This window comes from Arthrobacter sp. Y3225209 (genome assembly GCF_059090685.1).
Map to the genome: position 1 here is coordinate 1 of NZ_JBNHFW010000014.1, position 23215 is coordinate 23215.

Genomic DNA, 23215 nt, shown 5'->3' on the forward strand with positions numbered 1-23215 from the left:
GGCGTCCGGGCGCCAGTGCACCGGCGCTGGCCTTGGCCAGGGCCCGCAGCGCCGCGTCGTTTTCCGGCATCAGGTGGGTACGGCGCATGTGCACCATCTGAATGCGGTGTTCGAGCACCCGCAGGTACCGGTAGGACTCGTCCAGCTCCCGGGCGTCGGCGCGCCCGATATAACCGGCGTCGCTGAGTGCGGCGATGGCAGCCGTGGTGCCGCGTACGCGCAGGGACTCATCAATGCGGCCGTGGACCAACTGCAGCAGCTGCACCGTGAACTCCACGTCCCGCAGTCCGCCGCTGCCCAGTTTGAGCTGGCGGGCCTCTTCGCTGGCCGGAATGTTCTCGGTGACCCGACGGCGCATGGCCTGCACCGATTCCACGAAACCGTCACGTTCCGAGCTGGTCCAGATCAGGGGCGCCACTGCCTCCTCGTAGCGCCGCCCCAGTTCCGGGTCCCCGGCCATGGCCCGTGCCTTCAGCAGTGCCTGGAACTCCCAGCTGTGTGCCCACCGCTGGTAGTAGTTCATGTGTGAGTCCAGGGTGCGGACCAGCGGACCGTCCTTGCCCTCCGGCCGGAGGTTGGTATCCACTTCCCAGAGCGGCGGCTCCGGTGCGGCGGTGTTGATGGCCCGCGAAATCCCCGCCGCGAGGGCCGTACCGATGGTGGAGGCCCGCTGCTCCGGCAGTCCTGAGGCTTCAATAACGTAGATAACGTCCACGTCGGAGATGTAGTTCAGTTCCCGGGCGCCGGCCTTGCCCATGCCAATGACGGCGAGCTTTACTGCCGAGATTTCCTCTGCCGGGTAGCTGGCCGCCAGTTCCGCGCGCGAGACGGCCAGGGCAGCTTCCAGCGCGGCGCCGGCCAGGTCGGCAAGTTCCCGGCCTGCGGAGGGCAGATAATCCGTGGGCGAGGCGGCGCCCAGATCCCGGACCGCAAGATCCAGCAGGTGGCGCCGGTAGCGGGCACGCAGGGCAACATACGCCTCGGCGCCCGTCAGCCGCGCCACCGGTGCCGGACCGCTGCCGGCCCGGACGGCGTCCAGCAGTGAGGCGCGCAGCTCGCCCGCCCCGGTGCTGCCCGGTTCCGCGCGCAGGGGACGGTGGAGCAGATCCATGTTTTCGGGGTGGCGCATCAGGAATTCCGCCAGCGCCTCCGAAGCGCCCAGGAGCCGGAACAGTGCCTCATTCCGCTCATCCGCGGCGTTGACCAGCTCCACGACCTCCGGGATCCGGCCGATCAGCCGCACCAGTGACTGCAGGGCCAGGTCCGGATCCGCGGAATTGTTGAACCCGCCAAAAAGGGCGTCCTCATCCACCGGTTCCAGTTCGGAGGCCGCCAGGAAGCGTGCGCTCTTCTCAAGATCCTGGAAACCTGTGGCAATCATCCGCCGGGTCAGGCTCATGGGTACCGGCCCTCCGTTAGAGAATGCCCAGGTTCTTCTGCAGCTCGAACCGGGTCACGTGCTGGCGGTATTCGTTCCAATCCGCGCGCTTGTTGCGCAGGAAGTTCTCGAACACCTGCTCGCCGAGGATTTCGGCGACCAGCTCGGAGTCCTCCATGACCCGTACGGCGTCATGCAGGGATGCGGGCAGCGGGTCGTGCCCCATGGCGCGGCGTTCGGCGGCGCTCAGGCTTTCAATATCGTCCTCGGCACCGGGCGGCAGGTCATAGCCCTCTTCAATGCCCTTCAGGCCGGCGCCAAGCAGCACCGCGTAGGACAGGTAGGGGTTCGCCGCCGAGTCGATACCGCGGTATTCAATGCGCGCAGACTGTCCCTTGTTCGGCTTGTACAGCGGAACCCGGAGCAGGGCCGAGCGGTTGTTGTGGCCCCAGGAGAGGTAGCTCGGTGCTTCGCCGCCGCCCCAGAGCCGCTTGTAGGAGTTCACGAACTGGTTGGTGACGGCGGTGAACTCCGGGGCGTGGCGGAGGATGCCGGCCATGAACTGCCGGGCGGTCTTGGACAGCTGGAATTCGGCGCCGGCCTCGAAGAACGCGTTGCTGTCGCCCTCGAACAGGGAGAAGTGGGTGTGCATGCCGGAGCCGGGGTGGTGCGAGAACGGCTTCGGCATAAAGCTGGCGTAGCAGTCCGTCATCAGGGCAACTTCCTTGACGACGGTGCGGAAGGTCATGATGTTATCCGCGGTCTGCAGGGCGTCGGCGTAGCGCAGGTCGATCTCGTTCTGGCCCGGACCGGCCTCGTGGTGGCTGAACTCCACGGAAATGCCCACCGCTTCCAGCATGGACACGGCGGTGCGGCGGAAATCCTGGGCAACGCCGCCCGGAACGTGGTCGAAGTATCCGGCCTGGTCCACCGGAACCGGCTCGCCGTCATCCCCCAGCTGGTCCGACTTCAGCAGGTAGAACTCGATCTCCGGATGGGTGTAGCAGGTGAAGCCCATGTCCGCGGCCTTGGCCAGCTGGCGCTTGAGCACGTTGCGCGGGTCCGCGGCGGAGGGCTGGCCGTCCGGGGTAAGGATGTCGCAGAACATCCGGGAGGTCTGCTCTTCGTCGCCGCGCCAGGGCAGGATCTGGAACGTGGACGGATCAGGCTGGGCCAGCATGTCGGACTCGAAAATCCGCGCCAGGCCTTCAATGGACGAGCCGTCGAATCCCAGCCCCTCCTCGAACGCGCCTTCCACTTCCGCCGGGGCCAGTGCCACCGACTTCAGTGAGCCCACGACGTCGGTGAACCACAACCGCACAAACCGGACATCGCGCTCCTCGATGGTGCGCAGAACGAATTCCTGCTGGCGGTTCATCCTTACCTTCTTTCCTGTTCCCGTTTTGAGACTTGTGAAGCCTTCTTCACTCTACCTACGTACGCGCCATTTCCACCTCAGCGCGTTCTTCGAGCCGTTGCGTTACGGCACCGCCGACGGCGGGACGGCGGGTTCCCCGTGCCCGTTCTTTAGTAGGCTCGATACATGACCAGTGCCGAACAGCCTTCCCCGTACGCCGCCGCCCCCGGGACGCCCGCCGCCTCAGCGGCCCCGGCGCTGAAGAAAATCCGTATCTCGCACCTGCAGCAGCTCAAGGACAACGGCGGCAGATTCGCGATGCTGACCGCCTATGACCAGTACGCGGCCGGCATTTTCGATGAAGCCGGCATTGAGGTGCTGCTGGTGGGCGACTCCGCGGCCAACAATGTCATGGGGCACGCGACTACCCTGCCCATCACCATGGACGAAATGATCGTTTTTGCCCGCTCGGTGACCGCCGGGGCAAGCCACGCACTGGTGGTCTGTGACCTGCCTTTCGGCTCCTACGAGGTCTCCCCCGCCCAGGCCATCGAGTCCTCCGTGCGGCTGATGAAGGAAGGTCTGGTCCACGCCGTCAAGATGGAAGGCGGGCGTCACTACGTGGACCATGTCCGGGCCATGACGGCCGCCGGCATCCCGGTGATGGCGCATGTGGGCTTCACGCCCCAGGCCGAACACGCGCTGGGCGGCTACAAGGTCCAGGGCCGCGGCGAAGCCGGTGCGGAAGTGGTGGCGGATGCCGTAGCGCTTGCCGAGGCGGGTGCGTTCTGCGTGCTGATGGAAATGGTGCCTGCGGACATCGCAGCCGAGGTCGACGCCGCGGTGCGGGTGCCCACCATCGGGATCGGTGCGGGCAACGCCACCACCGGGCAGGTGCTGGTGTGGCAGGACATGGCCGGACTGCGCGGCGGACGGCAGCCGCGCTTCGTCAAGGCGTTCGCGGACCTGCGCACCGAGCTGTCCCGGGCGGCGAAGGAATACGCGGACGAGGTCCGCAGCGGCTCCTTCCCCGGCCCGGAGCACAGCTTCTAGTCAGTCTTCCTCCGCGTCCCAGGCCTTGTTCCTGGCCTGGACCTTCTGCAGTGCCAGTTCGGCTTCTTCACGCGTGGGGTAGGGTCCGAGCAGCTTCGTCCAGTCGGACTGCGGACCTTCCTCGACCTCATGCGTCACAACGTTGAACCAGTAATCGGCCATTGGTGTCCTCCTGTTGACTGTGCGCCCGGCGGTACCGGCCGCCGGTGCGTTTGGTACTTCCCCGTCCCCTGTCCGGGCACGCTGGCGATAAGATCGATGGTATGCCCCAGAATCTTGCCACTGCACCTGTTGGACACCTCTCGCCCGGGATTGTGAGCCCCCGGCTGCGGGTACCGGCGTCGATCCCCCGCCCCGAATATGTGGACCGGGAGGCACCGGCACCGTTCACCGGGTCCGAGGTCAAGTCTGCGGAGACCATCGAAAAGATCCGGATTGCCAGCCGGATCGCTGCCCAGGCCATCGTCGAGGTGGGCAGGCACATTGCTCCGGGCGTCACCACCGATGAGCTGGACCGGGTGGGCCACGAGTTCCTGCTGGACCACCATGCCTACCCCTCCACGCTGGGTTACCGGGGCTTCCCCAAGTCCCTGTGCTCCTCCATCAATGAGGTCATCTGCCACGGCATCCCGGACAGCACGGTGCTAGCCGACGGCGACATCATCAACATCGACATCACTGCCTATATCAACGGCGTGCACGGCGATACCAACTGGACCTTCCTTGTGGGCGACGTGGACGAGGATTCCCGTCTGCTGGTGGAACGCACCCAGGAGTCCCTGCGCCGGGCAATCAAGGCCGTCGCGCCGGGACGTGAAATCAACGTCATCGGCCGTACCATCGAGTCTTACGCCAAGCGCTTCGGCTACGGCGTGGTCCGGGACTTCACCGGCCACGGCGTGGGCGAGGCGTTCCACACCGGCCTGATCATCCCGCATTACGACGCCGCACCGGCGTACAGCAGGCTGATTGAACCGGGAATGGTGTTTACGATTGAACCTATGCTCACTCTGGGAACCATTGAGTGGGACATGTGGGATGACAACTGGACCGTCCTGACCAAGGACCGCAAACGGACCGCGCAGTTCGAGCACACCCTGCTCGTCACTGATACCGGTGCCGAAGTTCTGACCCTTCCCTAATCCGCGTAAGCCCGAGCTCAGAACTACTACTGGAGAACCATGGCCAAGAAGCATAAGTCCGACAAGCACGTCGACGCCGTCATTGGAATTGATATCGGCGGCACCGGCATCAAGGGCGGCGTCGTCGACCTGTCCAAGGGCAAGCTGATTGGCGACCGGTTCCGTATTCCCACCCCGCAGCCGGCCACCCCTGAAGCCGTAGCCGGCGTCGTCGGGCAGATCGTGGCGGAGCTGTCCTCGCGCCCCGAGGGCCCGGGTCCCGATGTGCCCGTGGGCGTCACCTTCCCTGCCATCATCCAGCACGGCGTTGCCCGTTCCGCGGCCAACGTGGACAACAGCTGGGTGGACACCGACGTCGACGCCCTGCTCACCAAGGCGCTGGGCCGGGATGTGCAGGTCATGAACGACGCCGACGCCGCCGGGCTGGCCGAGGCACGCTACGGCGCCGGGCGCGGCGTGGAGGGCACGGTGCTGGTCATCACCCTCGGCACCGGCATCGGTTCGGCGCTGATCCACCAGGGTGTCCTGGTTCCCAACGCCGAGCTGGGCCATCTGGAGATTGACGGCCACGACGCGGAGTCCAAGGCGTCCGCCTCGGCACGGGAGCGTGACGGCATCGGCTGGGAGGAGTATGCCCAGCGGCTGCAGCGCTACTTCTCCCACGTGGAGTTCCTCTTCTCCCCCGACCTGTTCGTGATCGGCGGAGGCATCTCCAAGCGCAGCGAGGACTTCCTGCCCATGCTGGATCTGCGGACCCCCATGGTCACGGCCAACCTGAAGAACAACGCAGGCATTGTGGGCGCGGCCCTGCAGGCAGCCCTGCATTTCAAGTACATCAAGTAGGCCCGCAGCCTCCCGCCGCGCCCAGTGCAGGCGGGCGGACGGCAGAAAGGCGGCGGAAGGGACTTCCCTTCCGCCGCCTTTTTCGTGTTTGTGCGGGCTACTGCGCCGTAATTGGACGGGGACGTAAGCGGGCTACTGCGCCGTAAGCGGACGCTGGGCGCCGGAGGGCACCCTGCCCGCACTGTCCCGGCCCTCGGTCCGCAGCTTCTCGATGGCGGTCTCGAAATCCTCCAGCGATTCGAAGGACTGGTAGACGCTGGCGAAGCGCAGGTAGGCCACCTGGTCCAGCTTCTGCAGCGGCGTCAGGATGGCCAGGCCTACTTCGTGGGCATCAATCTCCGCCACGCCGCTGGCGCGGATGGATTCCTCGACTTCCTGCGCCAGCATGGCCAGATCATCTTCACTGACCGGCCGGCCCTGGCAGGCCTTGCGTACGCCGTTAATGACCTTGCTGCGGCTGAAGGGCTCCCCCACGCCGGAGCGCTTGATCACGCTGAGGCTGGTGGTTTCCACCGTGGAGAACCGGCGTCCGCACTGGGGGCACTGCCGGCGGCGGCGGATTGCCGAACCGTCATCCGCCAGGCGGCTGTCCACGACGCGGGAATCAGCGTTGCGGCAAAACGGACAGTACATGTCCCGTCCTTTCGCGATGGGCCTTATGGTGCTCTCACTATAGGGCGCACGCACCTTCGGCACCAAGTGGGACCACCACATGTAGTGGTTGGTTCCACTACATGTGGCGGGTGGGAGAGAAAGAGCGGCTTAGCTGAACCGGACGGTGACCGCGTCGCCGTGGGCGGGCAGATCTTCGGCAACCGAGAGGGCCACAATGTCCGCGCTTACCTCCTGCAGGGCCTCACGGTTGTAATTGATCACCTGGATGGCCCGCATAAAGGTGGTGACGTTCAGGCCGGAGGAGAACGCTGCAGTGCCGCCGGTGGGCAGCACGTGGTTGGAACCGGCGCAGTAGTCCCCCAGGCTGACGGGGCTGTAATCCCCAACGAAGATGGCACCCGCGCTGCGGATCCGCGCTGCCACCGCCTCGGCGTCGGCAGTCTGGATCTCGAGGTGTTCAGCTGCATAGGCATCACAGACCGCGATCCCCTGTTCCAGGCCATCCACCAGGATCACACCGGACTGCGCACCGGACAGGGCGGTCCGCACCCGGTCGCCGTGCTTTGTGGTGCCGGCCTGGCGGGCGAGTTCGGCCCGGACCTTCCCGGCAAGTTCCTCGGAAGCGGTCACCAGGACCGAGCCGGCGTTGGGATCGTGCTCGGCCTGGCTGATGAGGTCAGCTGCCACCAGCCGGGGGTTGGCTGTGTCATCCGCCAGGACCATAATCTCGGTGGGTCCGGCTTCGGAGTCAATACCCACCACGCCCTTGACCAGGCGCTTGGCGGTCGCGACAAACACGTTGCCCGGGCCGGTCACTACGTCCACGGGAAGAAGTTCGCCGTTGTTCGCATCGGCGGGAACCCCGTAGGCGAAGGCGGCGATGGCCTGCGCCCCGCCCACTGCGTAGACCTCGGTGATGCCCAGGAGTTTGGCGGCGGCCAGGATGGTGGGGTGGGGCAGTCCGCCGAATTCCTTCTGCGGCGGGGATGCCAGGGCCAGGGATTGGACGCCTGCCGCCTGCGCCGGGACAACGTTCATGATCACCGAAGACGGGTAGACGGCCAGACCGCCGGGCACGTAGAGCCCCACCCGGGACACTGGAACCCATTTGTGCGTGAGGACGGCACCGGGGCGGATTTCGACCTCCGCATCCGCAGGGCACTGGGCTTTGGCGAAGGTCCGGGTCCGGTCAATCGCGGTTTCCAGGGCGGAACGGACCGCGGGGTCCAGCTGCTCCAGTGCGGTGTCCAGTGCTTCGTCCGGAACCCGCACCGAATGCTGCTCCACGCCGTCGAAGCGCTGCGCCAGGTCCGTCAGGGCCGCAAATCCACGCGTGCGGACATCGGTGATGATGGCGGCAACCGCGTCAGAGGCGGCGTCGAACGTGGTTTCGGCGCGCGGCATGGCACCCTTGAGCTCTGCGGGGCTCAGGTGCTTCCCGCGCAGGTCAATGGTGCGGAATGAATCAAAGGCTGCTTCGGGGCTGGAAGAGATCACGCCTTTTATTCTACCCAGCCCCGCCGGCCCGGCACCGCTGCGCGTCGCCGCACTACGGGCCGTCCCTCCTGTTCGTCGGGCGCCTGCTAGCTGTCCAGGCAGGCCGGGCCGAGCAGCACCTTCAGGTCACCGAACAGCGACGGCGTGGGGTTCACGCGCATGTCGACTCCCAGCTTCATGACTTCCACGGTGCGGGAGCCGTTGAGCCGGATCTGCACCTCCGATGTGCCCGGGTGCGTGCGCAGCACGTCGCCCAGCTGCGACACCACTGTTTCGGTGGCTTTATAGGTCGCCATGGAAATCACCACGGGGCCGGAATGGCCTTCGCTGAGGTCCGGAACGGTCAGTTCCTGGGCGTTGAGGGTGACGGCGCCGTCGTCGCGGCGCTGCAGCCGGCCACGGACCACCACAATCAGGTCCTCGGCCAGCACCGCCGCAATCGGGCCGTACACCTGCCCGAAGAACATCACTTCCATGGACCCGGCAAGGTCCTCAATCTCGCAGCGGGCATAGGCGTTGCCGCTGTTCTTGGCGATGCGCCGCTGCAGCGAGGTGATCATGCCGGCGATGGTGACGATGGCGCCGTCGGGCGGGCCTTCCTCCCCCACGATGTTCGTGATGGTGGAGTCCGCGTGCTGGCTCAGGATGCCTTCAAGGCCCTGCAGCGGATGGTCCGAAACGTAGAGCCCGAGCATGTCCCGTTCAAAGGAGAGTTTGTCCTTCTTCTCCCATTCGGGCAGGTCCGGAATATCGATGCTGATCGAGTCTTCCGGCTCCTGGTCGCTGATTGCGGCGAAGAGGTCAAACTGTCCCACGGCCTCGTTGCGCTTGAGCACCACCACCGAGTCGATGGCTTCTTCATGGATCATCGCCAGCGGCCGGCGGGCATGGCCCATGGAGTCGAAGGCGCCGGCCTTGATGAGGGATTCGATGGTGCGCTTGTTGCAGACCACCGCCGGGACCTTCATCAGGAAGTCCTTGAAGTTGGTGTAGGCACCCTTCTCCTCACGGGCGGCCACCATGGCCTGGACCACGTTGGTGCCGACGTTGCGGATGGCGCCCATGCCGAAGCGGATGTCCTTGCCCACAGGGGTGAAGTTTACCGAGGACTCGTTGACGTCCGGCGGCAGCACCGTGATGCCCATTTTGCGGCACTCGTTCAGGTACAGGGCGAGCTTGTCCTTGTCGTCACCGACGGAGGTGAGCAGGGCAGCCATGTACTCGGACGGGTAGTGCGCCTTGAGGTAGGCGGTCCAGTAGGAGACCAGGCCGTAGGCAGCGGAGTGGGCTTTGTTGAAGGCGTAGTCGGAGAAGGGAAGCAGGATGTCCCAGAGGGCCTTGATGGCCGCCTCCGAGTAGCCGCGGTCCACCATGCCCTGGTGGAAGCCGGCGTACTGCTTGTCCAGTTCGGACTTCTTCTTTTTGCCCATGGCGCGGCGGAGGATATCTGCCTGGCCGAGCGTGAAGCCGGCGACCTTCTGGGCGATGGCCATGACCTGCTCCTGATACACAATCAGGCCGTAGGTGGTGTCCAGGATTTCCCGCAGCGGCTCTTCCAGCTCGGGATGGATCGGGGTGATTTCCTGGACGCCGGTCTTGCGCAGGGCGTAGTTGGTGTGCGAGTTGGCGCCCATGGGACCGGGCCGGTACAGCGCGATGACGGCGGAGATGTCTTCGAAGTTATCCGGGCGCATGAGCTTGAGCAGGGACCGCATGGGCCCGCCGTCGAGCTGGAACACGCCCAGGGTGTCGCCGCTTGCCAGCAGGTCGTAGGAGCCCTTGTCATCGAGTTCAAGCTGCTCCAGGTCCAGGTCAATGTCCTGGTTGAGCTTTATGTTCTCAATGGCGTCGGAAATGATCGTCAGGTTCCTCAGGCCGAGGAAGTCCATCTTGATCAGGCCCAGGCCTTCGCAGGTGGGGTAATCGAACTGGGTGATTACCTGCCCGTCCTGCTCGCGCTTCATGATCGGGATAATGTCGATCAGCGGGTCCGAGGACATGATGACGCCGGCGGCGTGCACGCCCCACTGGCGCTTCAGCCCCTCCAGGCCCAGTGCGGTGTCAAAGACCCGCTGGGAATCCGGATCGGTCTTGAGCAGCTCGCGCAGCTCGTCGGCTTCGCCGTACCGCTTGGCTTCCTTGTTGTGCACGTCCTGCAGGGACAGGCCCTTGCCCATTACGTCCGGCGGCATGGCCTTGGTGAGCCGCTCGCCCACGGAGAACGGGTAGCCCATCACGCGGGAGGAGTCCTTCAGGGCCTGCTTGGCCTTGATGGTGCCGTAGGTGACGATCATGGAGACGCGGTCCGCGCCGTACTTCTCGGTGACGTAGTGGATCACTTCGGAGCGGCGCCGATCATCGAAGTCGACGTCGAAGTCAGGCATGGACACACGGTCCGGGTTCAGGAAGCGTTCGAAGATCAGCCCGTGGTTCAGCGGGTTCAGGTCGGTGATGCGCATGGCGTAGGCCACCATGGAACCGGCGCCGGAGCCGCGGCCGGGGCCCACCCGGATGCCGTTGTTCTTGGCCCAGTTGATGAAGTCGGCCACCACCAGGAAGTAGCCCGGGAAGCCCATCTGGGTGATGATGCCGATTTCGTATTCGGCCTGTTTGCGGACATCGTCCGGAATGCCCTTCGGGAACCGGTAGTGCAGCCCGGTTTCCACTTCCTTGATGAACCAGGATTCCTCGTTTTCCCCGGGCGGGCAGGGGAAACGGGGCATGTAGGAGGCTTTGGTGTTGAATTCGACGTCGCACCGCTCGGCAATGAGCAGGGTGTTGTCGCAGGCGTCCGGGTGGTCGCGGAAGATGGCCCGCATTTCGTCCGGGGACTTCAGGTAGAACTCGTCGGCGTCGAACTTGAAGCGCTTGGGGTCAGCCAGCGACGAGCCGGACTGGACGCAGAGCAGGGCCGCGTGGGCGGAGGCATCCTCGGCGTGGGTGTAGTGCAGGTCATTGGTGGCCACCAGGGGCAGCTGCAGTTCCCGCGCCAGCTTGATCAGGTCCGCCTGGACGTTGCGTTCAATGTCCAGGCCGTGGTCCATCAGCTCGCAGAAGAAGTTCTCCTTGCCGAAGATGTCCCGGAAGTCCGAGGCTGCCTGCACGGCTTCCTTGTAGAGTCCCAGGCGCAGCTTGGTCTGCACTTCGCCGGAGGGGCAGCCGGTGGTGGCAATGAGGCCCTTGCCGTAGGTCTGCAGCAGGTCCCGGTCCATGCGGGGCTTGTAGAGGTAGCCCTCGAGGGAGGCGAGGGAGGACATGCGGAACAGGTTGTGCATGCCTTCGGTGCTTTCGGCCCACATGGTCATGTGGGTGTAGGCACCGGCGCCGGAAACGTCGTTGCGGCCGCCGTCGCCCCACTTCACACGGGTTTTGTCCGCCCGGGCGGTGCCGGGGGTGAGATAGGCCTCCACACCCACAATGGGTTTGATGCCTGCGCTGCGGGCCTTGTTCCAGAAGTCAAAGGCGCCGAACACGAATCCGTGGTCGGTGGTCGCCAGGGCGTTCATGCCCAGTTCGTCGGCGTGGCTGAACAGGTCGGTCAGCCTCGCGGCACCGTCCAGCATCGAGTATTCAGTGTGGTTGTGAAGATGGACAAACGATTTCGACGTACTAGTTGCTGAAGCCACCAGTACATTCTAGGCCCCGGCGCGCGGGGGATTTACCCCCGCCGCGCCGCTGCGCCGGATGTCACTTCCGGCTAGATCAGCCCGCTGCGCAGTGCGTCCACGGCGTACTGCAGATCCTGCGGGTACTCGCTGACAAACTCCACGTATTCACCGGAACCCGGATGGGTGAAGCCCAGCTTCCGGGCGTGCAGCCACTGCCGGGTCAGGCCCAGCTCGGCGGCAAGTTTGGCGTCAGCCCCGTAGGTCAGGTCGCCGGCACACGGGTGTCGCAGTGCGGAGAAATGGACGCGGATCTGATGCGTGCGTCCGGTTTCCAGGTGCACCTCCACCAGGGACGCCTTGCCAAAGGCTTCCAGGACCTCGTAATGGGTGATTGAGGGCCGTCCTCCTTCGACAACGGCGAAGCGCCAGTCGTAGCCCGGGTGCCGGCCGATGGGTGCGTCAATGGTGCCCTTCAGCGGATCCGGCAGCCCCTGGACCACGGCGTGGTACATCTTGTCCACGGTGCGGTCCTTGAAGGCCTGTTTCAGCAGCGTGTAGGCGTGCTCGGTCTTGGCCACCACCATCACGCCGGAGGTGCCGACGTCGAGCCGGTGGACGATGCCCTGGCGCTCGGGCGCACCGGAGGTGGAAATCCGGTAGCCGGCGGCTGCCAGGGCACCCACCACTGTGGGGCCGACCCATCCCGGCGAGGGGTGGGCTGCCACGCCTACCGGCTTGTCAATCACCACGAAGTGCTCGTCATCGCCCAGGATCTTCAAGTCCTCCACGGGTTCGACGACGACGGCGAGCGGGTCGCGCTGTTCCGGCACGTCGGCGGTGATTTCCTGGCCTGCCTTCAGCTTGTCCGATTTGGAGAGTACCCGGCCGCCGGAGCTGAAGTAGCCGTCGGTGCACCAGGTCGCTGCCACTGAACGGGATACTTCGAGCAGTGACGCGACCACCGCGTCCGCGCGCTTTCCATCGGCTTCTTCCGGAACGCTAAAAACTGCATGCAGCTCGTTCACCGCTCGTCCTCCCGCTCGCTGAGCCTGCGTCCGCTGCGCTCCCCCGCGTCGGAGCCGGGCGCCGCAGCACCGGGTTCGCCACTGCGGGGTTCCTCGGCGCCGTGCCTGGCAGCGGCACCTGTTTTTCCGGCACGGGTCCCGGCGCTGTCCGCACTGCGCGTGCCATCCAGGTCGATCCCGCGCAGGGTCAGCAGGCACACGAGAATGACACCGCTGACCACGCAGGAATCGGCGATATTGAAGATCGCGAAATTGGGGAAGGCGATGAAGTCCACCACATGGCCCTGCCCGAACGAGGGTTCGCGGAAGAGACGGTCCATCAGGTTGCCCATGGCACCGCCGAGCACCAGGCCCAGCGCCGTCGCCCAGCCCAGCGACCGGACCCGGAACATCAGGTAGATGAGGAAGGCGGAGACCAGCACCATGATGATGGTAAAGACCCAGGTGTAGTCGGTGCCGATGGAGAACGCGGCGCCAGGATTGCGGATGAAGTGCCAGCGCAGCAGCGGGGCGGCCACATCGGTGATCTGCCCTTCGGTCATGGTGCGCACAACCCACAGCTTGGTGAGCTGGTCAAACGCCAGCGCGGCAGCCGCGAGGAGCAGCATCAGCAGCCCTGCCCGACGCTTCCGGCCGGTGCTGTGCCCAAGTCCTGTTTGGCCGGGGGTCTCCGGTGAGGATGTTGTCATGATGCTTTCGTTGTTTAAGGATGAGGGACATCGGAAACGACACGGGCCGGCGGCCGGGGTTACCCGGCCGCCGGCCCGTGTCAGGTTCTGCCGTTGCCTTCAGTTTAACCGATCCCCACGGGACCGGGACTGGCAGGAATTATGCGTCGGCGGTTTCCGAAGCAACCGAACCGCGTGCATCCAGATCACGCAGCTGGCCTTCGATGTAAGCCTTCAGGCGGGAGCGGTAATCGCGCTCGAAGCCGCGCAGCTGCTCAACCTTGCGCTCAAGCACGGCCTTCTGCTGCTCGAGGGTGCTGAGGATCTTGCGGCTCTTCTCCTGGGCGTCCGTGACGAGGCCGCTGGCCTCGATCTGCGCTTCGGCGATGATCTTGTCGCGCTGCTCAACACCGGCGCTGACGTAGTCGTCGTGCATCTTCTGGGCCATGGCCAGGATGCCGGCGGCGGTCTCGGTGTTGTTGGCAGCGGCAGGAGCGGCGGCGGGAGCCGGGGCGGGCTCGGGCTTGGTCTCGACCGGTGCCGGCTTCTCTTCAGCCTTCGGAGCTTCGACCTTGGGTTCGGGCTTGGGCTCTTCGGCGACCTGCTCGGTCTTGGAGGCTGCAGCGACCGGCGCGGGAACCGAGCTGGACGAACCGCCGGCAACGGCCTCGGCCAGCTGGCGGCGGAGGTCTTCGTTTTCGGCGTTCAGCCGGCGCAGCTCCACCACGATCTCGTCGAGGAAGTCATCGACTTCGTCCTGGTCATAGCCTTCCCGGAACTTGGTCGGCTGGAACCGCTTGTTGACAACATCTTCTGGCGTCAGAGCCATCTGGTCACCTCATACTGGATTATAAGATTCGCCTGCGTGTCAGGCAGGCGGTTCTACGTAGAGAATTACGGACATACAAAATCTGGGGTTGTATCAATTTTCACAGTATATCTTTTGGGGGCTGAAAACTAACCGGCCCCGGGCATCGTCCAAGGTCAGACGGCTATGCCCACTACCACCTGGGTCAGGATTGAGACAAGGATAAAGAGCACCAGGAAGGCCAGGTCCAGCGAAATCCCGCCCAGCCGCAGCGGCGGAATGACCCTGCGCAGGAGCTTCAGCGGCGGGTCGGTTGCACCGTAAACACCGGTGGCCACCACCAGGGCGGGGCCCTTGGGACGCCACTGCCGCGCAAACATTTGCACGGCGTCGTACACGATCCGCAGGATCAGCGCGAGCTGGAACAGGACCAGCACCAGGTACACCAGGGGAAGAATGATATTCACGCGCAGGGTTTCATTTCTTGGTCGGCCGCCCAGGCATCCCGTCGGTGCGGGAGCGGGCTAGCTCTGGTTGAAGAATGTGGAAGAGGATTCGCTGACCTTCTTGTCATCGCCCAGGACCTCGACGTACGACGGCGAAAGCAGGAAAACCTTGTTGGTCACACGTTCGATGCTACCGCGCAGGCCAAAGACCAGGCCCGCAGAGAAGTCGACGAGCCGCTTGGCATCGGCTTCCCCCATGTCGGTGACGTTCATGATCACGGGGATGCCGTCACGGAAGCTCTCTCCGATGATCTTGGCATCATTGTAGGAGCGCGGGTGGACGGTGGTGATCTGCCGCAGGCCGGCAACGTCCTCACGGGATGAGGGGGCACGCTTGATGGGTGTCACGGGTGCGCGGTACTCCTCCACTGCATTGCGGACAACCGGGGCGGGGGCCGGCTCCGGCGCCACTTCCTCGGCTTCCTGGACCGGGGCAAACTCTTCTTCCCTGGCGGGAGCTTCCCTCAGGTTTCGCTGTTCCGACTCGTAGTGCTCGTCACCGTCGGCGAGCCCAAGGTAGATCATTGTCTTGCGCATTGCGCCAGCCATGGTTGCTCCTCTAATCCTTCAACGCCGTAGTTGCCCGTGGGGTTTCTGCTGTGCCGTACGGCGGCTGTGTGGTGTTCGTACTTCGACGCTACCGTACCGGCGGGCGCGCGCCCAGAACATCGGAGCCGATTCTCAGGTGTGTCGCCCCGTTGGCGAGTGCCGCTTCGAGGTCCCCGCTCATGCCCGCGGAAATGCTGCGTGCCTGCGGGTGATTCTGCTGCAGCTGCAGGGACAGGCTGTTCAGACGGCCAAAGGCGGCATCCGGATCCTCCCCCAGCGGGGCCACGGCCATCAGCCCGGCCAGCCTCAGTCCCGTGGTGCCCGCAACGGCATCCGCCAGGCCGGCAACGTCCTCCGGGGCCGCTCCCCCGCGTCCCGGATCCGCTTCCCGTGCCGGGCCGGGGCGCAGGTCCACCTGGATGAAGCAGGAGAGGTCGGGGCGCTGCGGCACTCCGCCGTCCGCCCGGCGGCGCTGCTCGGCGCCCATCGCCTTGCCCAGCGCGGAGACCAGGGACAGCCGGTCCACCGAATGAACCGAGGCGGCGTAGCGCACCACAGACTTGGCCTTGTTGGACTGCAGCTGGCCAATGAAGTGCCAGTTCAGCTCCGGATCCGCCAGTTCCGCCGCCTTGGCTGCTGCTTCCTGGTCCTTGTTCTCGCCGACATCCCGGACTCCCAGATCTCTCAGGATCCGGACGTCGGAGGCGGGGAAGTACTTGGTGACCACAATCAGGTGCGGCTCATTCTGCCCGTCCGGCGCGGTGGCCGCGGCAATCCGGTTGCGTACGCTCCGGAGCCGGTGTGCCAGCTCCCGGGCGCGGGAGGACTGCTCAGGGGTCATTGTCATGGTCTTTCCATTCTCGCTCCGCCGGCCGGCCTGTCCCGGCACCGTGCGCCGGAGGGTTTTAGGGCCGGCGCCAGATCACGCCGGCAATACGTCCGGTGCCCGGGTCCCGCCGGTGGGAGTACAGCTCGGCGTTCTCCCGGGTACACCCCTCGATGCGTTCCACGTCTACGCCCAGATCCTCCAGCTGTACCTGCGCTCCGGCAGGAAGGTCCAGGGCAGGGGTGCCCTCACGGGTGCTCGCGGCGGCTGCGGGCAGCACTGCCGCCGCGTCTGCCCGCATGGCTGCGGGGACTTCGTAGCAGGATCCGCAGATGCACGGGCCGATCCAGGCGCGGATGCTCCCGGCACCGGCGGCGCGCATGCGCTCCACGGACTCCGGCAGGATACCGTCGAGCAGGCCGCGGCGCCCGGCGTGGACAGCTGCGGTTACGGCCGTGCCCGCCGTCGTCCGCCCTGCCAGCAGGACGGGGACGCAGTCGGCAACCATAACCGCCAGGGGTGCCAGGCCGTCCGTGCTGATCAGCCCGTCGGCGGTCGGCGCGGCTTCGCCTGCCTCCTGCGCGTGGAGGACTGTGGCGGAATGCACCTGGTTCATAAACCGCAGGCTCGCCGGCGCCACACCCATTGCTGCTTCGAGATCCGCCCGGCGCCGCAGGACGGCCTCCGGGTCATCCCCCACATGCAAAGCGAGGTTGCCCGCGGAAGCGTCGGTGAATCCCACCCACAGGTTTTCTTCAACCTGCCGGTGCCACCAGAACATCCGGGGCAACCCCGCTGCAGTGCTCAGTTCGACTACTTCAGGAAGTCCGGAACATCCAGATCATCCGGGCGGCCCGTGGACAGATCCGATTCCACTACGGCGGGCAGGTCGATGTCGAAGCCGGCGTCGGCGGGGACATCACTGTGCTGGTGCGACCGCTGCGACCAGGCGGAGAGCCCGGCGGATGCCGGAGCGGCAGCTGCGAAGCTTCCGCCGGCAGGTGCCGCAGACGGCGGGGTGGCCGGCTCTGCGGGCTTATGCGAAGCGGGCTGGGAAGTCACGTCCACCTGATCGAAGCCGGCTGCGATAACCGTAACGCGTGCTTCGTCACCCAGGGCGTCGTCAATGACGGCACCGAAGATGATGTTGGCTTCGGGGTGGGCCACTTCCTGGACCAGGCGGGCTGCTTCGTTGATTTCGAACAGGCCAAGGTCGGAGCCACCCTGGATGGAGAGCAGCACGCCGTGGGCGCCGTCGATGGAGGCTTCGAGCAGCGGTGACGCTATGGCCAGCTCGGCTGCCTTGACCGCGCGGTCCTCACCGCGTGCGGAGCCGATGCCCATAAGGGCCGAACCGGCACCCTGCATCACGGACTTGACGTCCGCGAAGTCGAGGTTGATCAGGCCCGGGGTGGTGATCAGGTCGGTGATGCCCTGGACACCGGACAGCAGCACCTGGTCGGCGGAGCGGAATGCGTCCAGCATGGACACGTTGCGGTCGCTGATGGAGAGCAGGCGGTCGTTCGGGATGACGATGAGGGTATCGACCTCATCGCGCAGGGTGTCGATGCCCGATTCGGCCTGGTTGGAGCGCCGGCGTCCTTCGAACGTGAACGGCCGGGTGACGACGCCGATGGTCAGCGCACCGAGCGAACGGGCAATACGGGCGACGACGGGAGCGCCGCCGGTGCCGGTGCCGCCACCTTCGCCGGCGGTAACGAAGACCATGTCCGCGCCGCGCAGGACCTCTTCGATTTCCTCTGCATGATCCTCGGCAGCCTTCCGGCCGACTTCGGGATCCGCACCGGCGCCCAGACCGCGGGTGAGTTCGCGTCCGACGTCGAGCTTGACGTCGGCGTCACTCATCAGCAGAGCCTGCGCATCGGTATTGATGGCGATGAACTCCACGCCGCGGAGGCCAACATCAATCATTCGGTTTACGGCGTTCACGCCACCGCCGCCGATGCCGACGACCTTGATGACGGCCAAGTAATTCTGCGGTGCTGCCACGTCCTGTGTCCCTTGTTCGAATCTCTGCAACTTATGTTTTTCTGCGGCTGCCTGGGTGCTGCAGCTGCGTGTCTCTTCGGGCCGGCCGGAGCCGGCCCCGGCCGCCAACAGCCGCGCTCCTCCACCGGCACAATGCCTGTGGGTTTCGCGCGGTCCGTCCGGCCGAAAACCTTGAACCGACAAACTCTTACCTTCAACTTGAAGGTTAGAGTTATGTCAAGTAACCCTGTACTTGAGACGCTATGGGGCCGGCGGTGCATGTGCAATTACCGGGCCCGCGTGTCGGAGGAAACTTTCGCCACTCCCGCGTAGCGCTCACCTGGTCACCGGCCTGTCCGGCGCGCTGACGTCATAGACCTCAACCGGCGGATCGGTGGGCGCCATTTTCAACAGCGCTTCCAGCACCCGGGCTTTGGCCGCGCTGGCGTCGGCGCTCCCCCAGAATACCGTTTGCCCGCTGTTGAGTTTCAGTTCAACGGAATCCACGGTTTGCGCCGAGGCACTCTCCAACCGGCCCAGGACCTCCGCCGGCAGTGCCGCCAGCACCGAGGTGATGCTGGGGAATACCTCTGCGTTGACCGCCTCGGTTCCGCCCGCAATCAGGGGCAGGGGGACGGCGGCCCGGTCAGCGGCAACCGCCAGCCGGCGGCCCTCTTCATCAATGAGAACGTGCTGGGCGCCGTCCTGCAGGACGGCAACGGGCATCCGCTCGGTGACTGTGACCAGCAGCGTGGAGGGCGGCTGCGCGGCCACCTTCAGCGATTCGATTTCCGGCCGGTCCGCCAGCAGGCTCTCCACGTCTGCATCCGAGATGGAGGGCAGGGTCCGGCCTTTGAGCGGCTCCAGCGCTGCTTCTGCCTGTTCGCGCGGCAGCAGCTGGGTTCCCTCCACCACCACGGTTTTCAGTGCCAGGGCAGGGGAGAAAAACAGGAACGCGAAGAACAGTCCGGTCAGCAGCAGGGCGGACACGGCGGCAATCCAGGCATTACGCCTGCGTTTGCGCCGGGGCGGCTCCGGGAAGGTCAGGACGGTTGCGGGCGGCTTCCGGCCCGCTTCCGGGGTTGGAGTCCGGCCCCGGGTACGGGCCGGGTCCGGAGCGGAACCCGTTGCCCGGTTCCCGGCCGGGTTCCCTGAAGCCTTTCCGGCAGGGTTCCCCGAAGTGGTCCCGGAGGTGGTCCCGGCAGCCGTGCGTGCAGCAGCGGGTTCACGCTGGCCGGCAGCTCTGCCTGCTGCTTCCGGACGTGAGGTTTTGGCGGACCTGGCGGCGGAGGCCTTGGCCGCGAGCGTACGCCCGCCCGACTTCATGCCGGCTGATCCCGCCCGTGTACCGGCAGACGCCGGTGTCCGCGCGGACGGTCCGCGGGCGGCCGGACCCGACGGGTCCGCCCCGTCCCCGGCGCCGGGCAGCGCCTTGGTGGCCGTAATGGTTTCCTCGTCCTTCGTGCGGCGCTTCCTACCGGCCATCAGGGGTTTTCCCTGCCGTGGCGTCCGCGGCATCCCCGCCGTTGCGGGCGGCCAGGCGGGCCACCAGATCGGCGCCGAGGCGGGTGACGTCCCCTGCACCCACGGTGAGGATGACGTCGCCGTCCCGGGCGCCGTCGGCCACCCGTTCCACGGCGGCTTGTGGATCCTCCACGTACCCGCCCGGGACACTGAGCCGGGAGGTGATCAGCTCGCTGGTGACCCCTTCAATCGGGTCCTCGCGGGCAGGATAAATGTCCAGCACGGTGGCAGTGTCCGCCAGATCCAGTGCCTGCGCGAATTCGGCGGCAAAGTTCCGTGTGCGGCTGAACAGGTGCGGCTGGAAGAGCACGTGGACGCGGTGCCCGTCCGCGACGGTTCGGGCTGCCTTCAGGGCGGCATTCACTTCCGTCGGGTGATGGGCGTAGTCATCGTAGACCCGCACTCCCCTGGACGCTCCGCGGGACTCGAAGCGCCGCGCGGCACCGGAAAACGTGCCCAGGCCCGCCGCGGCAACGTTCGGGTCAACCCCGAGTTCCAGGGCCACGGCAAAGGCTGCCGCAGCGTTGAGGATGTTGTGGGCCCCCGGCACCTGAAGATCAAGCCGGACCTGGGAGGCCTGGCCGTCCGCAGTGTAAGTCAGGGTGCTGGAGGAGCCGGATCCCTGCGGACTGGTGTCCGAAATTCGGATATCCGCGTTCTCCGCGTACCCGTAGGTCGCAGCCCGCACCCCTTCGTTGCGCCGGAGGAGGGCGGCTGCCCCGGCGTCGTCGGCACAGGCGACGAGCAGGCCGTCGGAGGGCAGGAGGGAGGTAAACGCATCGAACGCCGCAAAAACGGCGTCCTCGGTTCCGTAGTGGTCCAGGTGGTCCGCCTCAACGTTCGTCACCACGATGATCTGCGGCGTGTAGTTGAGGAAGGAACCGTCGGACTCATCGGCTTCGGCCACGAACACGGGACCGGATCCGGAGGCGGCATTAACGCCAAGGGCGGCGACGTCTCCGCCGATGGCAAAGGACGGGTCCAGGCCGGCTTCGCGCAGCATCACGGTGACCATGGCGGTAGTGGTGGTTTTGCCGTGTGTGCCGGCCACCGCAACCAGGTCCTTATCGCCCATGGCGGCCGAAAGCGCCACGGAGCGGTGGATGACCCGCAGCCCGAGGCGCCGGGCCTCGGCCAGCTCAGGGTTCTGCTCACGGATGGCGGTGGAAACCACCACGGTATCGGCCTCGGCCACATGCGCGGCGTCGTGGCCCACGAAGGTCCTGGCGCCAAGGGCGCCGAGGGCACGCAGCCCGGGGGAATCCTTCGCGTCGGAACCGGACACGGGAATTCCCTGCGCAAGCAGTACCCGGGCCACGGCGGACATGCCGGCGCCGCCCAGTCCGATGAAGTGCACCCGGCCCAGTTCGGACGGATTCAGTCTGCTGATCATGCCTTGGACCTGCCGCTCGTTTCGAGGATGAAGGCAGCCATGCGGCGGTCCGCGTCACGGATACCGAGGGAGGCGGAGGCTTTGGACATTGCGTCCAGCGCCGCAGGGTCAGCCAGCAAAGGTATCAGCCTGCCGGAAATCCAGTCGGCTGTGAAGAGTGAATCCGCAACAGTGAGCGCTCCCCCGGCGGCTACCAGGGATTCGGCGTTCAGGGCCTGTTCGCCGTTGCCGTGCGGCAGCGGAACCAGTACGGCCGGCAGACCCACGGCACTGATTTCGCAGACCGTACCGGCTCCGGCGCGGGCCAGCAGCAGGTCCGCGCCGGCGTAGGCGGTTTCCATGCCGTCCACGTATTCCACCTGGGTGTAGCCGGGTGCGGCAAGCCGCTGCCCCGCGGAGTCGGTCAGGGATTTGCCCCGGCCGGTGATGTGCAGCGTCTGGATGCCGGCTGCCGCCAGTGCCGGAAGAGCGGCCTCCACGGCCCGGTTGATGCTGGCTGCGCCGGAGGAGCCGCCGGTCACCACCAGGGTGGGCGTCTCCGCGGCCAGGCCAAGTGCCTGCCGGGCTGCGGCCCGGGCCGCACTTCGGTCCAGCCCGGAGATTTCCCGGCGCATCGGCATCCCTACGTGGACGGCGCCGGGCAGCTGGGTCTGTGCGAAGGCCACGCCGGTGACGGCTGCGAACCGGGCGCCCACCCGGTTGGCGAGGCCCGGGCGCGCATTGGCTTCATGAACGATCACAGGGATCGAACGCCGGCGGGCCGCAAGGTACACGGGGGTGGAGACATACCCGCCCACACCCACAACGACGTCGGCCGCGGACTGGTCCAGGATGGCGCCGGCCTGCTGGACCGCGCGGACCAGCCGTACCGGAAGCTTGACCAGGTCACCGCTGGGACGGCGCGGCATGGGGACACGGTCGATGGTCGCCAGCTCGTAGCCGGCCGCCGGTACCAGTCGGGTTTCCATGCCGGATGCCGTTCCCACCACGGTGATGCGGGTGTCTGGACGTTCTGCCCTGAGGGCATCGGCAATGGCCAGCAACGGGCTGATGTGCCCGGCTGTGCCGCCTCCGGCCAGGACTACGGACAAGGGATGCTGCGTCATGGAGCTGTTGGTTCACTTTCGGGGATTTTTCGGGCAAAGGAAAGCAGGACGCCGACAGCGGCGAGGGTGAAGGTCAGCGAGGAGCCGCCGTAGGAAATAAAGGGCAGGGGGACGCCGATGACGGGCAGCAGGCCCGTGACCATGGCAATGTTCACGAATGCCTGGCCCACAATCCATACCAGGATGCTGCCGCAGACAATGCGGATGAACGGGTCGGTATGGCGCATGGTGACGCGCACTGTAGCCACGGCGAGCACCGCGAACAGGCTGACCACCACCAGGGTGCCCACCAGGCCGAACTCCTCGCCGATGATCGCGAAGATAAAGTCGTTATGCGCTTCCGGTATCCAGTTCCATTTCTGCCGGCTCTGGCCTATTCCCACGCCCAGCCAGCCGCCGGAGGCCAAGGCATACATGCCGGCGTTGGACTGGTCGCAGAGACCGGTGCTGCAGTCGAGTTTCAGCCAGGCGCTGATGCGGTTGGAACGGTTGCTGCTGACCACCGACATCAGCAGGGCACCTGCAGACGCCACAGCGAAAAGGGCGCCCAGGAAACGCATGGGTGATCCGGCGAAAAACAACGCCGCCAGCATGATCATTCCCATGATGATCACGGTGCCAAGGTCGCTTCCCGCCATGACCAGGATGATCAGGAGGCCGCCGCCGGGCACAACCGGAATCAGGGCGTGCTTCCATTCCGTGACCAGCGCTCCCTTGCGGGAGAGCACCGCGGCGAACCAGATGGCCATCGCCAGCTTGACTGCTTCCGAGGGCTGGCCGGTAACCGGTCCGATCTCGATCCAGTTTTTGTTGCCGTTGACTTCCTTGCCGATGACCAGCACGAGGCCCAGAAGGATAACGCCCACGAAATACAGCGGCCAGGCGAACCAGCGGTATTGCCGCGGCCCGAGCCGCGACAGGCCCAGCATCGCCACGACGCCGGCGGCAGCGAACATGGACTGCTTCAGGAACAGGTCAAAGGTGGTTGCGGCACCGGCGTCGCTTCCCGCGGCAGCGGCGATGGATTCCACCGACGACGCCGAGAGCACCATCATCAGGCCGATGGCCGTCAGGGCCAGGGTGGCACCGAGGATGGTGTAGTAGCTGGAACCGGTGGCGCTTCGGCCGCTGCCTTCCAGGAAGACCAGGAAACGCTCCCTCCGGGGCACGCGTTTGGTACCGGTGCCGGAGGTACTGTCCTTGCCGGGCGACCGTCCGTTGCCCGCTGTGTCGGGTCCGGTCACCGCGCCCTTGCCTGTTCCGGCGATGTCCGCAGGGCTCCGGCGCAGTGCCGGTTTGCGTTTGCTGCCGGTGGGCGTGGTGACCAC

The 23215-nt window shown here is 66.0% G+C and carries 21 protein-coding genes; 3 read left to right on the forward strand and 18 right to left on the reverse strand.

What is annotated here, in order from left to right; all coding sequences use genetic code 11:
• Both AC5RVB_RS09325 and AC5RVB_RS09330 read right to left on the reverse strand, forming a co-directional pair.
• Positions 1-1399, reverse strand: a 1399-nt coding sequence (locus tag AC5RVB_RS09325) for a [protein-PII] uridylyltransferase family protein (protein ID WP_494142562.1), incomplete at its 3' end; no start/stop codon positions are given.
• Between the two features lie 16 nt (positions 1400-1415).
• Entirely contained in the window at positions 1416-2756 is a 1341-nt protein-coding gene (locus AC5RVB_RS09330) for a glutamine synthetase family protein (RefSeq protein ID WP_227902259.1), read from the reverse strand.
• Between the two features lie 165 nt (positions 2757-2921).
• Between AC5RVB_RS09330 and panB the strand changes: the two genes are divergently transcribed.
• Positions 2922-3788 (forward strand): 3-methyl-2-oxobutanoate hydroxymethyltransferase, encoded by an 867-nt coding sequence (panB, locus tag AC5RVB_RS09335; RefSeq protein ID WP_227902260.1) that lies wholly within the window; start codon positions 2922-2924, stop codon positions 3786-3788.
• Here panB and AC5RVB_RS09340 read toward each other — a convergent pair whose 3' ends face one another.
• Entirely contained in the window at positions 3789-3950 is a 162-nt protein-coding gene (locus AC5RVB_RS09340; RefSeq protein ID WP_227902261.1) for an SPOR domain-containing protein, read from the reverse strand. It lies immediately after the preceding gene.
• Positions 3951-4051: 101 nt separating this feature from the next.
• On the opposite strand from AC5RVB_RS09340, the gene map reads away from it, so the two are divergent.
• Positions 4052-4930: a type I methionyl aminopeptidase gene (gene map / locus AC5RVB_RS09345; protein WP_227902262.1), complete on the forward strand. Its 879-nt coding sequence runs from the start codon at positions 4052-4054 to the stop codon at positions 4928-4930.
• Positions 4931-4969: 39 nt separating this feature from the next.
• Positions 4970-5773, forward strand: coding sequence for a polyphosphate--glucose phosphotransferase (gene ppgK / locus AC5RVB_RS09350; protein WP_227902263.1), 804 nt, complete (start codon positions 4970-4972; stop codon positions 5771-5773).
• 132 nt (positions 5774-5905) lie between these two features.
• Here the strand turns inward: ppgK and nrdR are convergent, their stop codons facing one another.
• The 15 genes from nrdR to ftsW form a co-directional block, all read right to left on the reverse strand.
• Positions 5906-6406, reverse strand: coding sequence for a transcriptional regulator NrdR (gene nrdR / locus AC5RVB_RS09355; protein ID WP_227902264.1), 501 nt, complete (start codon positions 6404-6406; stop codon positions 5906-5908).
• Positions 6407-6535: 129 nt separating this feature from the next.
• Entirely contained in the window at positions 6536-7885 is a 1350-nt protein-coding gene (gene hisD, locus AC5RVB_RS09360; RefSeq protein WP_423724594.1) for a histidinol dehydrogenase, read from the reverse strand.
• Between the two features lie 86 nt (positions 7886-7971).
• Positions 7972-11511 (reverse strand): DNA polymerase III subunit alpha, encoded by a 3540-nt coding sequence (gene dnaE, locus AC5RVB_RS09365; protein WP_227902265.1) that lies wholly within the window; start codon positions 11509-11511, stop codon positions 7972-7974.
• Positions 11512-11582: 71 nt separating this feature from the next.
• A complete protein-coding gene (locus tag AC5RVB_RS09370; RefSeq protein WP_494142583.1) occupies positions 11583-12509 on the reverse strand; it encodes an RluA family pseudouridine synthase in 927 nt (308 codons plus the stop codon).
• Positions 12510-12514: 5 nt separating this feature from the next.
• Positions 12515-13207, reverse strand: coding sequence for a signal peptidase II (lspA, locus tag AC5RVB_RS09375; RefSeq protein WP_494142563.1), 693 nt, complete (start codon positions 13205-13207; stop codon positions 12515-12517).
• 139 nt (positions 13208-13346) lie between these two features.
• Positions 13347-14015, reverse strand: coding sequence for a DivIVA domain-containing protein (locus tag AC5RVB_RS09380; RefSeq protein WP_227902285.1), 669 nt, complete (start codon positions 14013-14015; stop codon positions 13347-13349).
• Between the two features lie 155 nt (positions 14016-14170).
• Positions 14171-14461, reverse strand: coding sequence for a YggT family protein (locus AC5RVB_RS09385; protein ID WP_227902286.1), 291 nt, complete (start codon positions 14459-14461; stop codon positions 14171-14173).
• Between the two features lie 57 nt (positions 14462-14518).
• Entirely contained in the window at positions 14519-15049 is a 531-nt protein-coding gene (locus tag AC5RVB_RS09390) for a cell division protein SepF (protein ID WP_227902287.1), read from the reverse strand.
• An 88-nt stretch (positions 15050-15137) separates the two neighbouring features.
• Positions 15138-15896 carry a YggS family pyridoxal phosphate-dependent enzyme gene (locus AC5RVB_RS09395; protein ID WP_227902288.1) on the reverse strand — a complete coding sequence of 253 codons (759 nt, stop codon included), beginning with the start codon at positions 15894-15896 and terminating at the stop codon, positions 15138-15140.
• A gap of 58 nt (positions 15897-15954) precedes the next feature.
• Positions 15955-16656, reverse strand: a complete 702-nt coding sequence (pgeF, locus tag AC5RVB_RS09400; protein ID WP_227928040.1) for a peptidoglycan editing factor PgeF — start codon at positions 16654-16656, stop codon at positions 15955-15957.
• 32 nt (positions 16657-16688) lie between these two features.
• Complete coding sequence (ftsZ, locus tag AC5RVB_RS09405) at positions 16689-17885, reverse strand: cell division protein FtsZ (RefSeq protein WP_227902290.1); 1197 nt, start codon at positions 17883-17885, stop codon at positions 16689-16691.
• Between the two features lie 315 nt (positions 17886-18200).
• Positions 18201-19349 (reverse strand): cell division protein FtsQ/DivIB, encoded by a 1149-nt coding sequence (locus AC5RVB_RS09410; protein ID WP_227928041.1) that lies wholly within the window; start codon positions 19347-19349, stop codon positions 18201-18203.
• Positions 19339-20781 (reverse strand): UDP-N-acetylmuramate--L-alanine ligase, encoded by a 1443-nt coding sequence (gene murC / locus AC5RVB_RS09415; RefSeq protein ID WP_227928042.1) that lies wholly within the window; start codon positions 20779-20781, stop codon positions 19339-19341. Before murC ends, AC5RVB_RS09410 begins: the two co-directional genes overlap by 11 nt.
• Complete coding sequence (gene murG, locus AC5RVB_RS09420) at positions 20778-21887, reverse strand: undecaprenyldiphospho-muramoylpentapeptide beta-N-acetylglucosaminyltransferase (RefSeq protein WP_227928043.1); 1110 nt, start codon at positions 21885-21887, stop codon at positions 20778-20780. Before murG ends, murC begins: the two co-directional genes overlap by 4 nt.
• The gene (gene ftsW / locus AC5RVB_RS09425; protein WP_227902294.1) at positions 21884-23215 is read right to left on the reverse strand and encodes a putative lipid II flippase FtsW; all 1332 of its coding nucleotides are present in this window, start codon (positions 23213-23215) and stop codon (positions 21884-21886) included. The genes murG and ftsW overlap by 4 nt, the downstream gene beginning before the upstream one ends.

Excerpts from the sequence above, each read along its gene's own strand:
- AC5RVB_RS09330 (WP_227902259.1), bottom strand. The coding sequence starts at position 2,756 with ATGAACCGCCAGCAGGAATTCGTTCTGCGCACCATCGAGGAGCGCGAT.
- panB (WP_227902260.1), top strand. The coding sequence starts at position 2,922 with ATGACCAGTGCCGAACAGCCTTCCCCGTACGCCGCCGCCCCCGGGACG.
- AC5RVB_RS09340 (WP_227902261.1), bottom strand. The coding sequence starts at position 3,950 with ATGGCCGATTACTGGTTCAACGTTGTGACGCATGAGGTCGAGGAAGGT.
- map (WP_227902262.1), top strand. The coding sequence starts at position 4,052 with ATGCCCCAGAATCTTGCCACTGCACCTGTTGGACACCTCTCGCCCGGG.
- ppgK (WP_227902263.1), top strand. The coding sequence starts at position 4,970 with ATGGCCAAGAAGCATAAGTCCGACAAGCACGTCGACGCCGTCATTGGA.
- nrdR (WP_227902264.1), bottom strand. The coding sequence starts at position 6,406 with ATGTACTGTCCGTTTTGCCGCAACGCTGATTCCCGCGTCGTGGACAGC.
- lspA (WP_494142563.1), bottom strand. The coding sequence starts at position 13,207 with ATGACAACATCCTCACCGGAGACCCCCGGCCAAACAGGACTTGGGCAC.
- AC5RVB_RS09380 (WP_227902285.1), bottom strand. The coding sequence starts at position 14,015 with ATGGCTCTGACGCCAGAAGATGTTGTCAACAAGCGGTTCCAGCCGACC.
- AC5RVB_RS09390 (WP_227902287.1), bottom strand. The coding sequence starts at position 15,049 with ATGGCTGGCGCAATGCGCAAGACAATGATCTACCTTGGGCTCGCCGAC.
- AC5RVB_RS09395 (WP_227902288.1), bottom strand. The coding sequence starts at position 15,896 with ATGACAATGACCCCTGAGCAGTCCTCCCGCGCCCGGGAGCTGGCACAC.
- pgeF (WP_227928040.1), bottom strand. The coding sequence starts at position 16,656 with ATGTTCTGGTGGCACCGGCAGGTTGAAGAAAACCTGTGGGTGGGATTC.
- AC5RVB_RS09410 (WP_227928041.1), bottom strand. The coding sequence starts at position 19,349 with ATGGCCGGTAGGAAGCGCCGCACGAAGGACGAGGAAACCATTACGGCC.
- murC (WP_227928042.1), bottom strand. The coding sequence starts at position 20,781 with ATGATCAGCAGACTGAATCCGTCCGAACTGGGCCGGGTGCACTTCATC.
- murG (WP_227928043.1), bottom strand. The coding sequence starts at position 21,887 with ATGACGCAGCATCCCTTGTCCGTAGTCCTGGCCGGAGGCGGCACAGCC.